12 protein-coding genes and 1 other RNA gene are annotated in these 12,538 nt (G+C 62.0%); 4 read left to right on the forward strand and 9 right to left on the reverse strand.

The annotated features are described in order from the left end of the window. The first annotated feature begins 69 nt into the window (after nt 1-69). Nucleotides 70-1,887, forward strand: a complete 1,818-nt coding sequence (locus tag J5Y06_RS10885; RefSeq protein ID WP_209335197.1) for an ATP-binding protein — start codon at nt 70-72, stop codon at nt 1,885-1,887. Between the two features lie 74 nt (nt 1,888-1,961). Here the strand turns inward: J5Y06_RS10885 and J5Y06_RS10890 are convergent, their stop codons facing one another. Continuing rightward, nucleotides 1,962-2,750, reverse strand: a complete 789-nt coding sequence (locus J5Y06_RS10890; RefSeq protein WP_209335535.1) for a GGDEF domain-containing protein — start codon at nt 2,748-2,750, stop codon at nt 1,962-1,964. 136 nt (nt 2,751-2,886) lie between these two features. Next, nucleotides 2,887-3,804 carry a tRNA (adenosine(37)-N6)-dimethylallyltransferase MiaA gene (gene miaA, locus J5Y06_RS10895; protein ID WP_209335198.1) on the reverse strand — a complete coding sequence of 306 codons (918 nt, stop codon included), beginning with the start codon at nt 3,802-3,804 and terminating at the stop codon, nt 2,887-2,889. Between miaA and serB the strand changes: the two genes are divergently transcribed. After that, nucleotides 3,803-4,690, forward strand: a complete 888-nt coding sequence (gene serB / locus J5Y06_RS10900) for a phosphoserine phosphatase SerB (RefSeq protein WP_209335199.1) — start codon at nt 3,803-3,805, stop codon at nt 4,688-4,690. The genes miaA and serB overlap by 2 nt on opposite strands. A gap of 119 nt (nt 4,691-4,809) precedes the next feature. Here serB and J5Y06_RS10905 read toward each other — a convergent pair whose 3' ends face one another. The 7 genes from J5Y06_RS10905 to J5Y06_RS10935 all read right to left on the reverse strand — a co-directional run bounded on the left by J5Y06_RS10905 (nt 4,810) and on the right by J5Y06_RS10935 (nt 11,419). Further along, nucleotides 4,810-6,414: a DegQ family serine endoprotease gene (locus J5Y06_RS10905; protein ID WP_209335200.1), complete on the reverse strand. Its 1,605-nt coding sequence runs from the start codon at nt 6,412-6,414 to the stop codon at nt 4,810-4,812. 117 nt (nt 6,415-6,531) lie between these two features. Beyond that, entirely contained in the window at nt 6,532-6,717 is a 186-nt protein-coding gene (locus tag J5Y06_RS10910; RefSeq protein WP_209335201.1) for a DUF2065 domain-containing protein, read from the reverse strand. Nucleotides 6,718-6,727: 10 nt separating this feature from the next. After that, nucleotides 6,728-7,777, reverse strand: a complete 1,050-nt coding sequence (gene hflC, locus J5Y06_RS10915; RefSeq protein WP_209335202.1) for a protease modulator HflC — start codon at nt 7,775-7,777, stop codon at nt 6,728-6,730. Then, nucleotides 7,777-8,985 carry an FtsH protease activity modulator HflK gene (gene hflK / locus J5Y06_RS10920; RefSeq protein ID WP_209335203.1) on the reverse strand — a complete coding sequence of 403 codons (1,209 nt, stop codon included), beginning with the start codon at nt 8,983-8,985 and terminating at the stop codon, nt 7,777-7,779. Before hflK ends, hflC begins: the two co-directional genes overlap by 1 nt. Before the next feature lie 146 nt (nt 8,986-9,131). Next, entirely contained in the window at nt 9,132-9,650 is a 519-nt protein-coding gene (locus J5Y06_RS10925; protein WP_209335204.1) for a dihydrofolate reductase, read from the reverse strand. Nucleotides 9,651-9,676: 26 nt separating this feature from the next. Next, nucleotides 9,677-10,573, reverse strand: coding sequence for a thymidylate synthase (locus J5Y06_RS10930; RefSeq protein ID WP_209335536.1), 897 nt, complete (start codon nt 10,571-10,573; stop codon nt 9,677-9,679). A gap of 9 nt (nt 10,574-10,582) precedes the next feature. Further along, nucleotides 10,583-11,419 (reverse strand): oxidoreductase, encoded by an 837-nt coding sequence (locus J5Y06_RS10935; protein ID WP_209335205.1) that lies wholly within the window; start codon nt 11,417-11,419, stop codon nt 10,583-10,585. Nucleotides 11,420-11,493: 74 nt separating this feature from the next. Here J5Y06_RS10935 and ssrA point away from each other — a divergent pair. Then, nucleotides 11,494-11,849, forward strand: a transfer-messenger RNA (tmRNA) gene (gene ssrA, locus J5Y06_RS10940). 97 nt (nt 11,850-11,946) lie between these two features. Continuing rightward, nucleotides 11,947-12,537, forward strand: a complete 591-nt coding sequence (locus J5Y06_RS10945; RefSeq protein WP_209335206.1) for an SspB family protein — start codon at nt 11,947-11,949, stop codon at nt 12,535-12,537. Nucleotide 12,538 lies beyond the last annotated feature (1 nt).

Here is a 12,538-nt window from a genome sequence, read left to right on the forward strand (position 1 = left end):
CGTTTTCGCCGAACCTGCTCTTAACCACTGCGCCGCTAGGATACCCGCTGCATCGGGAGATCAAGCGTGATGTATGCCGACAAGGAGTTGCGTGCGGGCGAAGCAACATCGCAAGAACGCCGCGGCGCTGCACAGCCTGACTCGCGCATCCTCGGCCGCATCACAGCCTGTGATGGCGCCCGCGCCACGATCGCCGCCTTCGCATATGAGGGGGATGGTGCGATTCAGTGGACCGTTGGCCGGATGATCTCGGTCAATCTGGGCGGCACGCGCACAGTTGGGCTGGTTTATCACATCGGCACGACGGCTCTCACCTGGGACTCGGCCAACAGCAATCCGATCGAGGTCAAGATCGAGCTCGTGGGCGAAGTCCGCGATACGCCGGATGGGCCCGTTTTCGACCGGGGCATCACGATCTACCCCCATCTCGGCGCTTTGGCCCACCGCATCCGTGGCCGCGACCTGCAGGCTGTGTATGACCTCGGCGGCCGCCGTTCCGTCACGGTTGGAAATCTGACCCAGGACGACTCGATCGGAGCCAATGTCGCGATCGACGATGCGCTGAACCGCCACTTTGCTGTGGTCGGAACGACCGGCGTCGGCAAATCGACGGCTGTGTCGCTTCTGGTTCGCAAGGCCGTTGCCGCACGCCCGGACCTCCGCGTTCTGATCTTCGATCCACACAACGAGTTCTCGTCCGCCTTCCCGGGCCAGGCAAATCGAATCGATCTTGCCGGTCTCGATCTTCCATTCTGGATGTTTCGGATGGAGGAACTGGTCGAGGTTCTGTTCCGCGGCCGCAAGCCGGATCCCGACGAGGTCGACCTCCTGCGCGAACTGATCCCCTTGGCCAAGGCGGCTTACCGCAACGGCGGCCAAGTGGCGGTGCGCCGGTATGACGACGCCGCCGGTATTACGGTCGACACGCCGATCCCCTTTCGCATCGCCGATCTGACCCGTATGCTGGATGAGCGCATCGGCATGCTGGACAGCAAGGAAGCGCGCCCGGCGATGCGCGCGCTGCGCTCCCGTATTGACGGGGCCATTTATGATCCACGCTATCGCTTCATGTTCGGCTCGCGCCTGATCGACGACACTATCCACCAGGCGATCGGCAAGATCTTCCGCGTGCCCCATGAGGGCAAGCCCATCACCTGCTTTTCCATGGCCGGCATGCCGGCGGAAGTGGTGAATGCGGTGTGTAGCGTTTTGGCGCGCTTGGCCTTTGATCTGGCCATGGGCAGCGGTGGCCGCCTCAAGATCCTCGTGCTTTGCGAGGAAGCGCATCGTTATATGCCGTCCGATCCGGCGCTGGGCTTTGCTCCCGTCCGCCATGCCTTGTCGCGCATCGCCAAGGAAGGACGCAAATACGGCTGCTATCTTGGCGTCGTCACGCAGCGTCCAGGCGAGCTCGACCCGACCATCCTGTCGCAATGTTCCACCGTATTCGCTATGCGGTTGGCGAACGAGCGAGACCAGGACATCATCCGGTCCGCAATTTCGGACTCCTCGGCCTCCACCCTTTCCTTCCTGTCGTCCATGGGTCAGCGCGAGGCAATCGCGTTCGGCGAAGGCGTCGCAACCACCATGCGGCTGAAGTTCGAGCAACAACCCGCATCTCTGCTGCCCGGCGCCCAGGAAGATGTGGAGTCTTACAGTGAAATCGCCGAGGACGTGGATCTGGCCGAAATCGTCGACCGTCTTCGCGCCACGCCGCGTGCCGAACAGGTGCAAACCACCGCACCACTGGTAGCACCGCAGCGGCCGCAGGCGGCGCCCAGCCTGAGCCAGGCCGGCGAGCGCAACTATGTTGCGCCTTCCCGCGGCGAACCTGAGCCGCTACGTCCGATGCGCCGCGCCACCGACACGCCGTTCGGGCGGTTGTAGAAGATCCGCCCTTCTCTTTTTCCCTGATGGGGTATGCGTGGTGAGCCCGCGCCGTGCCGCGGCAGCTCAGCGCATCAAGCGCTGACGCGGTTCCGGCCCATGCGCTTGGCCTGATAAAGCATCCGATCGGCACGACGGTAAAACGACTCGGCGTCTTCCGAACCGTCCCAGATCGCAAGCCCTACACTCGCCGTCACCTTCAGCCGGACATTGCCGGATGTGATCGTCATGGCCGCAATGGCCTTGCGGATACGCTCCGCCAGCTTGAACAACAGTTCCGGGGTCATGTTGGGCGCCACGACGGCGAACTCTTCGCCGCCCAGCCGAGCCACGACGTCGTGATGCCGCGTCATATCCTTGAGGCAGTTGGCAACTTCGCGCAGCACCTGGTCGCCGACATCATGGCCGTGATTGTCGTTCACCAGCTTGAAGTGGTCGAGATCGAGGATCAACAAGCCGACCGGCTTGTCGATGCGCGCGAACTCGCCGAGATATTCGGGCAACGCATCATCGAAATAGCGCCGGTTCTGTGTGCCGGTCAGGCCATCGGTGAGCGCTGCCTGCTGCAAGGTCTCAGAGCGCTGCGAGAGCGTTTCCGTCATCGCACGGAGAGTTCCTTCGACCCGTACCTGTCCACGAATCAGGGGATAGATCAGGAAGGTTCCGAAGATGATGCCGGTTGCCAGCAAGACGCCGGACGCAAACAGAAGTTGCGCCACATAGACCCGATCACCGGCCAGCTGAGACGAAAGCGAGGTGACGTCCGCATGCAGCACACCATAGGCGTGCAGGTTCAGCACCCCAGCGCCGAGAACCAGCGCGACGAAGACGAAGAACGCTGATTCAGCCTTGTGGAACCGCACCATTTCCCCCGTTGTCTCCTGACACTCTTCTAGGCCGAAGGCAGCTTACATCAAGTTAATTTCGTGATGCAGAAATGGCGTTGCAGCCCCAAACTGGATGCTGCCTGCCACCGGATTTTCTTCTTTAAGGAACTTCTTAAGAAAAGCCGCTGATCCTTTGCCACTCTGGCCCGAGCTGGTTTCGAAACCACGTGGACTGCCGTCTTGAATACTGTCTTGTCGCGATCTTTGCCCGTTCGATCGCGTCAGCAAGTGTCACGCGATTTTGAAGAACCCCGGTCAACTCGCGCACCCCGATCGCTTTCATGGAAGGCATCGCCGGGTCAGGTTGCGCTGCAAGAAGCGCGGTGACTTCCTCCAGCGCCCCCTCCTCCACCATCCTGTCAAAGCGCTGGTCGATTCGGGCGATCAGCGTCGGACGATCCGGTTCAATCACCTTGAATGTTGCGCTCGCGCGATCGATCAGCGGCGGGCGGCTGTCGGCCTGCCAGGCGGCGATCGAGCGGCCGGATGTTTCCAGCACCTCAAGGGCGCGAACAATGCGCTGCCCGTCGCTCGGACGCAGGATGGTGGCGACCTCCGGATCTTCGGCGCGCAGGATCCGGTGCAGCTTCTCCGGTCCCTCTTCATGCAGTTTATAGCGCCAGCGGTTGCGCACATGGTCGGGGATCTCCGGCATTTCCGCGAACCCTTCCACCAGTGCGCGGAAGTAAAGACCGGTGCCACCCACGAAGATGAAGCGCCTGCCCTCTTCTGACGCTGCCAGCGCTGCGACATCGCGCAGCCAGGAGCCGGTGGAAAAGGCGATACGTGGTGAAACATGGCCATAGAGCCGGTGCGGCGCCTGCCGGAGCGCATCAGCGTCAGGCCGCGCCGTGATCACCCGCAGGACGTCATAGACCTGCATGGAGTCGGCGTTGACGATCACCGCGTTCTGTTGTTCGGCGAGGCGAAGCGCCAGCGCCGACTTGCCGCTCGCGGTTGGCCCCGCTATCAGGATCGCGTCGCGGATCAAGGCCGCTTTATCGCTCGAACGTTGCGCGGGTTGTTCCATGGCTCTGGTTGTTACGCTCGTTTCTCATCCTAAAAACCCGGTGCTGACTGCCCTTCTTGCCACCCGAGTTGCGGCGGCGGTGGGAGCAGGTCCGGTTTCCTGGTTGAGCGAAGCTGTCGCCTGCGACCTTTCCCCGGATCCGTCTCTCCCCAAAAGCGATGTCGAACGGGCGGGGCGGGAAGCTATAGCTGATCACCCCGTCGATATCATAGTGCAGGACGCGGCACAGCGCAGGAAAAAAATCCTCATCGCCGATATGGACTCCACCATGATCGAGCAGGAATGTATCGACGAACTGGCAGCCGAGGTTGGTCTCAAGGACCACGTCGCCGCCATCACCGCTCGCGCCATGAATGGTGAAATCGCCTTTGAACCAGCGCTGCGGGAGCGTGTCGCCCTTTTGCGCGGCCTTGACGCGGGCATCATCCGCCATGTGATCGACACCCGTATTCGCCTGGCTTCGGGTGGCCGCACATTGGTCGCCACCATGCGTGCCAACGGTGCCTACACCGCATTGATCTCCGGTGGCTTCCGCGACTTCACCGATCCGATCGCAGCTGAGCTCGGCTTTCATGAGAACCGTGCCAACCAGCTTGATGTCGAGAACGGCCGCTTCAGCGGAACCGTGGCGGAGCCGATCCTGGGCCGCGAAGCCAAGGCTGAGGCACTGCGTGCGATTGCTGCCGAACGTGGCTTGCAGCTGTCCGATGCCCTCGCCGTAGGCGATGGCGCCAACGACCTCGACATGATTCGCCTGGCAGGAAGTGGCGTGGCATTGCACGCCAAGCCCGTTGTTGCCGAACAGGCACCCGTTCGCATTGATCATGCTGATCTGACTGCTCTCCTCTTCTTGCAGGGCTACAAGGCGTCCGACTTTGTTCATTGAGAACGCAGTGCAGCACGTTGGACGACCTCCCGGACTTGCTTCCGGATAGATCCATCCCGAAAAACAAAAAAGGGCAGCCACTTGGCCGCCCTTCCGGATTCTTCAGCTGAAGTTTTCGGCTACTCGATCCGCACGGTTACGAAGCGCAGCTCACCCGTTTTTGAAGCCAGCATGAGCAGCGCGTTCTTGCGGCCCTGCTCTTTGAGGCTGCTGATGCGATCGAGCACATCCTTCGGGGTTGCAACCGACTCCTGGGCGATCTCGGTGATCACCTCGCCGGCCTCGATCCCCTTTTCGGCGGCCGCGGATCCTTCTTCCACACCCGTGATCACGACCCCGGACACTTCCTTGGCAATGGAAAACGCGGACCGTTGTTCGTCCGTCAGTTCCTCAAAGGTCATACCAAGTGCAGCTGCATCCGCAACATCACCCTGATCCGGCTCTTCCGGTGCTGCGCTGTCGATCTCGGCTTCCGCCATCTGTTCGCCGTCCTCGAGCCGGCCAAGCGTGACCTTTACCGTTTGCTCGGCGCCCTTGCGCACGATCAGGACATCGACGGCTTTGCCCACGGGGCTATCTGCAACCACGCGCGGCAGATCGCGCATTTCGCGCACGTTCTTGCCGTCGAACTTCAGAATCACGTCGCCCGGCTGGATGACGCCATTGTCCACCGGACCGCCCTTGATGATGCCCGCAACAAGCGCGCCTTCCGCCCTGTCCATGCTCAGGCTCTCGGCAATATCCTCGGTGACCGGCTGGATGCGCACGCCGAGCCAGCCGCGGCGGGTTTCCCCGAATTCCCGCAGCTGATCCACCACGTTGCTCGCCAGCTTGGCGGGAATGGAAAAGCCGATGCCGATGGACCCACCGGACGGCGAAATGATCGCCGTGTTGATGCCCACCACTTCCCCATACATGTTGAACAGCGGCCCACCGGAATTACCGCGGTTGATTGCGGCATCCGTTTGGATGAAATCGTCATAAGGGCCGGAATTGATGTCGCGGTTGCGCGCTGAAACAATGCCCACCGTCACGGTGCCGCCCAAACCGAACGGGTTACCGATCGCCATCACCCAATCCCCGATCCGGATGCGATCGGAGTCGCCGAAGCGCAACGACGTGAGCTTACGCGCCGTCGGGTCGACTTTTAGAACGGCGATATCTGTTTTGGTGTCGCGTCCAACCAGCTCGGCCTTCAGCTTGCCACCATCGGAAAAGATCACCTCGATCTCGTCGGCATCCGCAATCACGTGATTGTTCGTGACGACGATCCCTTGTTGCGCATCGATCACGAAGCCGGACCCAAGCGACTGGACATCGCGTGGGCCTTGGCTCTGCCCTTCGCGGTTCTTGAAGAACTCCTCAAAGAAGTCCTGGAAGGGCGAGCCTTCCGGCAGTTGCGGCATCGGCACCGCATCCGGGCTGTCCGAGCCCTTGGCGTGCTGCGATGTCGAGATATTCACCACGGCACCAAGGAGGTCTTCGGCGAGGTCTGCAACGGACGCAGGCCCTTGGATCGGGGTCGGCTGCGCCGGCTGGCCAAGCGGCACGCCCTGCGGGTTCTGTGGATTGCCTTGTGCTTCGCCTTCGGGAACCGCGTCGGGCGCGACATCAGGAAGAACCGGCGGCGTGACCTGCGCCGAAGCCGGACCGAAGCCACTCGTTGCAAGGAAAGCAGTGGCAATCAGCAGGCGCAGACCTGCTCCAACCCCGGTCGACGTCATGGAACTTCTCCGTTCATCCGATGGTGCCACGCAGGCCCAGAGCGGTGTGTCGACATGTTTGCGGGAATTGAGGCGCGTTTGCGACCGTCTCTTTCAAGCCCCGCAATAAATCCTGCGTTATCCGCGGACCACCCAAACCAGCACGACCCCGGCAAGCATGGCCACAAGGCCACTGATGCGCAGCGTTGTGTCGGCGGTGGTCCGAACCTCTTCCGCCAACCGGCGGGCGAAGTTCGGAAAGCCACAATAGATCAGGCCCTCGATAACGAGCACGAGGCCGATCGCGTCGAGAAAGTCGTTCAACGGAAAACGACTACTGAGCCGGCGTCGGCGCCGTTGCCGGTGCTTCCGGAACGAGGCCGGGCACCGGAGCGTCTTCGGTCGTGCCGCTCAGATCTTCCTGAGGCGTTGCTGCCGCGGGCGTAGGGTTCGCGGGCGTTGCGCCAGCAGTTGCTGGTCGCGCTCCGGCCGCAGCCGACGCATTGTTGCCGGTTGGGCTTTGGAAGAACCGGAAGAACTCCGTGTCCGGCGACAGCAGCATCGTCGTGCCCTGCCCGTCCAGCGCCGCGTCGTAAGCGGCCATGGACCGGTAGAACTCGAAGAACTGCGGATCGCGGCTGAACGCATCCGCAAAGATCGCGCTGCGCTCGGCCTCGCCTTCACCACGAAGAATTTCCGACTCGCGCTGGGCTTCGGCGGTGATTTCCACCACCTCGCGATCGGCGCGAGCGCGGATGCGCTGGGCGGCTTCACGACCGCGGGCACGAAGACGCTCGGCTTCGGCGAGGCGCTCGGCGCTCATGCGGTCATAGGTCTGCTGCGACACTTCCTGCGTCAGGTCGGTGCGCCGGATGCGCACATCCGTCACTTCCAGGCCGAGCGACTCAGCGTCGGGCCGCACCTGGTTCGCCACTTCGCGCATCATTTCGCTACGCTCTTCAGAAAGAGCGGCTTCGAAACCGCGCAAGCCGTAAACGCGACGCAGGGCGGCATCGAGGCGCGTACGCAAGCGCTGTTCCGCCAGCTGCACGCTGCCGGACACGGTGGACCGGAACACCCGCGGATCGGCGATGCGGTAGGCAAGGTAGGCGTCCACCTCGTAGAACCGGCCGCCCGATACCTGAACGCGGATATTATCGAGGTCGAAGCGCAGAACGCGGTCGTCCACCAGCTGGACGTTGTCTGCATTCAGGAAGCCGAACGGCGCCTTGAAGTAGATGCCGGGCTCCGTCTTCACGTCGACGATCTCGCCGAAGCGCAGCACGATGGCCTGTTGGCGCTCGTTCACCACGAACACAGAGGAATAAACCAGCAGTGCCAGCACTGCGAGGATAATCAGGATTGCAGGAAGACGGTTCGCCATCAGTTCGTTGCTCCCGTCGTCGCCTGCGCGGCTGGACGCGGCTGGTTAACAACCGGAGCAGGCGCGCGAGTCTGCGCTTCCGGCCGGTTTTGGAGTTGCGGCAAGGGCAGGTATGGCACGACACCCGACCCGCCTGCGCCGGTGCCCGGCTCGACGATGACCTTGTTGGAATTGCGCAACACGCGCTCCATGGTTTCAAGGAACAAGCGCTGCCGCGTGACCTCCGGCGCTTTCGCGTATTCATCGTACACGGACACGAAGCGCTGCGCCTCACCCTGTGCTTCCTGCACCACGCGGGTCTTGTAGGCTGCCGCTTCTTCGCGAAGCTGCGCCGCCTGTCCCCGCGCCTGGCCGAGCCGCTGGTTGGAATACTGGTTGGATTCTTCCACGAAGCGGTCTTCGTCCTGTTCCGCGCGCTGCACTTCCTCGAATGCGTTTGCCACTTCGCGCGGCGGCGCCGCATCTTCGATCGAGATCGCGTTGACGTTCAAGCCTGCGCCATAGCTGTCCAGCGTCTGCTGCATGATGGCGCGCACGTCTTCTGCAATGCCCTGGCGGTCGTCGCGGAAAATGTCCTGGGCCGGTCGCCGGCCAACCGATTCGCGCATGGCGCTTTCGGCAACCTGCCGCAGCATGTCGTCAGGGGTGGCAACCTGGAACAGATAAGCCGTCGGATCGGCGACCTGATAAGCAACCGAGAAGCGCACATCCACAATGTTCTGGTCGCCCGAAAGCATCAAACCACTGGAGTTCGCATTGTTGCCGCTGCGTGTTTCGCCGATGTTGATGAGCTTTTCAGCGACGTTTGCCACTTCGACGGTCTCGAAAGGCCAGAAGTGAAAGTGCAGGCCTGGCTCAGAAAGGTCCGGCTTCGGCTTGCCGAACCGAAGTTCCACCGCGATCTCATCCGGCTGCACCGTGTAGATCGACTGGAAGGCCCAGAAGGCAACGAGAACCAGAGCGATCAGACCATACAAGGCCGGCCCGCCGCCGAGACCCGTTCCCGCATTGCTGCCGCCGCCGCCTCCGCCTGGAAGCGCGCGCCGCAGCCGATCCTGGCCGCGCCGAATGATGTCTTCAAGATCGGGCGGTGTGCCTTGCGGACCGCTTGGTCCTCTTGGCCCCTGGCCCCACGGGCCATTGCCGCCGCCACCGCCGTTGCTCCCCCACGGCCCGCCGCCGCCATTGCTCTGATTATTCCAGGGCATCAAGTACCTTTCAAAACATGCCGTATTGCGGGGAGTTAAGCGCTCCACCCACACCCAGTACCTTCTATAAGGACGCGAAAGCGCGCTTTCAACGCGACGTCACGCGCAGTTTAAGCTCCAACTGCGATAAAGCGGGGCGCGGGGCTTCAGGGAGAAGCACGGCGGCGCTCGTAAACGACGCTCCGGGTCGGATAATCGTCCCTTTCGCCAGCCGGTACTTCCACGGAGCGGGTGGGCACGAAGCGCTGCGGATCAATGGCGGGAAAGGTGGTATCGCCGTCGATCTCGGCCAGCACATGCGTCACCCGCAGCCGGTCTGCAATGCCGATCGCCTGCTCGAAAAGCTGCCCCCCACCAATCACGCAGATTTCATCCGCATCGGGCATGGTTTTGGCTCTTGCGCGGGCGAGCGAAAGCGCATCCGCCAGGGAATGCACCACCTCCACCTCCCCGGGGCGGTAATCCGCGTTGCGTGACACCACGATGTTCAAGCGCCCCGGCAGCGGCTTGCCAAGGCTTTCATAGGTCAGGCGCCCCATCACCACCGGCTTGCCCATCGTGTCGGCCTTGAAGCGCTTTAGGTCGGTGGAAAGCCGCCACGGCAATCCACCTGCGCGCCCGATCACGCCGTTGGCGGAAACGGCTACAACCAGCGTGATGTCCATCGCTTCATCCTTCCGAGCCGTTTGGCTCAAACTGCTACATCTGCTGCGATGGCGCGGTGAGGATCATAACCATCCACGGCGAAATCTTCGATCCGGTAGTCGTCGATGCTGTCGGCATGCCGGGTCAAGCGCATGCGAGGCAGTGCTCGGGGCTGGCGTGACAGTTGCTCGCGCGCGGCATCGAGGTGGTTTCGGTAAAGGTGGACATCGCCACCCACCCATACGAAGTCGCCGAGTTCAAGCTCGGCCTGATCGGCCAGCATCAGCATCAGCGCCACCGTTCCCACCCAGTTGAAGGGCGCGCCAAGCATCAGGTCGACGGAACGCTGCATCATCATGCAGGACAACCGTCCCTTCGTGACATGGAACTGGTACACCATGTGGCAGGGTGGAAGCGCCATTTGGCCGAGATCGGCCACATTCCAGGCGTGAAACAGCATGCGCCGGCTCGCCGGATCGCGCTTCAGCGTTTCCACAAGCGCGCCGATCTGGTCGTAAACCTTTCCGTCGGGTCCTTGCCAGCGCCGCCACTGCTTGCCGTAGATCGGCCCGAGGTCGCCCCACTGCGCGGCGAATGCATCATCCGTAAGGATGCGCGTTTCGAAGTTTGCCTGGCTGATCGTTTCGCCGGACGCCTGCCGGTATTTCTGCAAAGGCCAGTCTGTCCAGATCCGCACGTTTTGTTGCAACAACGAGCGCAGATCCGTGCGTCCTGTCAGGAACCACAGCATTTCCTTGACGGCCGTTTTCCAGAACACTCGCTTCGTGGTCAGGATCGGGACCGTCCCGTCGGAAAGATCGAAGCGAAGCATCTCGCCGAACAAGGAGAGAGTGCCGACGCCCGTCCGGTCAAGTCGCTCGTCGCCGCGCTCCAGAACCCGTCGCATGAGATCGAGATAGTGTTGTTCCCCGTGGCTCATGATGGTGCTGGATCAGCCATCTTCCGGAAAGTCGGTGCCAAGCGCCAGGTCTCGATGCGCTTCGAGTTCTGTGATCGTGTTCAGAAGGTAGCGGGAAACGACCTTGTGCCCGCCAGCCCCCAGGACGATGTGCAACGGCGGTTTGTCCATCTGCGAAAGCGTGATCATGGCTTCGCCGGCGCGAACCGGATCGCCGGCCTGCTTGCCGCTGTAGCCGTCGAGGTCGGCAAACCGCTTGCCGACGGTGTCGGCATAATCGGCGATTTGCGTGCTGGTGCGCTGGAGCGAGCGACCTGCCCAATCGGTGCGGAAAGGCCCTGGTGCCACACAGGTGACCCGGATCCCGAGCGGGCGCATCTCGTTGGCGAGCGACTTGGAAAAGCCTTCCACCGCGTGCTTGCTCGCAGCGTAATAGCCGGAGCTCGGATTGCCGACGAAGCCGGCAACCGAGGTGATGTTCATGATGTGCCCACTGCGCTGCTTGCGCATGAGCGGAAGCACGGCTCGGGTCAGGGCAAACAGGCCGAACACATTTGTTTCGAACTGCGCCCTGATCGCCTCGTCTTCCCCTTCCTCGACCGAGGTCAGATAGCCGTAGCCTGCATTGTTGACGAGTACGTCGATGCGCCCGAAGCGCTCTTCCGCGGCCGCAACGGCTTCGGTTATCTGGCTCTGCTGCGTCACGTCGAGGTCGAGCAACAGGACGTTGTCACCGGCGAGGTCGGAAAGGCTCGACTTGTCCCGCGTCGTGGCAACTAGGTTCCAACCCCGCTTGGCGATCAACTCGGCCAGCGCACGTCCGAAGCCGGTCGAACAGCCGGTGATGAACCAAACCGGGTTGTCTGCCATGGTGTTCTCCACAGAATGCCGTTTCGCGGTTCATCCCGCGTTTTTGGCTTGGGTGCAACGGTCAGCTTGCACCGGCCCTTTGCAGAAGCTTGCAGAACCCTTATATCTCGTTTGTCGGCTTGACCGACTATGGAAATAAACGGCCGTTGAAATAAGCCATTCGGACCCGGGGGCGGTACCCGGCGCCTCCACCACGAACCGCTGGAAACAGCGGCTGGTGCTGGGGGCGAAATAGGATCGACGAGGGTGTAAAGAGCGGACTTTTTCCCGGCATTGTACCACCGTTATCGGGCTAAACTTGTAGTTGCAAACGACAACTATGCGGAAGCACGTCTCGCCGCTTAATGCGGTGCGATAGCTTCAAATCAAGCCCTAGGGGTTCGCACTTCTAGGCGGGGTTCGGAGGTACCTGGCAACAGAAACCTCCACTTCCCTTCTTTGATGACGCAGGCGCGATTGCTCGGTTTACGGAACCGAGAAGCTTCTCTAAACCTTAGCTCACGATTCAATCGGAACTGCTTGCGGCCATGGCCGAAGACCACATCCGCTACGATATTCTGGCCCAGGAGGCTTTGCGCGGCGTTATGCGCAAGGTGCTGACGGAGGTTGCCCGCTCGGGCCGGCTTCCCGGCAACCATCACTTCTTCATCACCTTCCTGACGGGTGCTCCCGGTGTGCGGGTTTCGACGCGCTTGAAGGAGCGCTATCCCGAGCAGATGACGATCGTGCTGCAATTCCAGTACTGGGACTTGAAGGTCACCGACACCGGCTTCGAGGTTGGCCTCTCCTTTTCCGATGTGCCCGAAAAGCTGGAAGTTCCGTTCTCAGCCGTGCGCGGCTTTTATGATCCCTCGGTGAACTTCGAGCTGGAGTTCGATGTCAAGCCGGTTGAACCAGCCGAGGTGATCCCCGTCGAGCCTCCGGCCCCCGTTCTCAAGGCAGTGGACACGGCAACCGAACCGAAAACGGCGCCGAAATCGGCAAAGGCGGATCCGAAGAAGAAGGCCGATAAGCCGGCGGCTGCGGCAAAAACCGACCTGGCGGAACCCGCTGCCGGCGAAGAAGGCGCCGTGAAAAGCGCCGACGTCGTTTCCCTCGACGCGTTCCGTAAGAAGTAGG

Source organism: Tianweitania sediminis, assembly GCF_017813335.1.
GTDB lineage: Bacteria > Pseudomonadota > Alphaproteobacteria > Rhizobiales > Rhizobiaceae > Tianweitania > Tianweitania sediminis.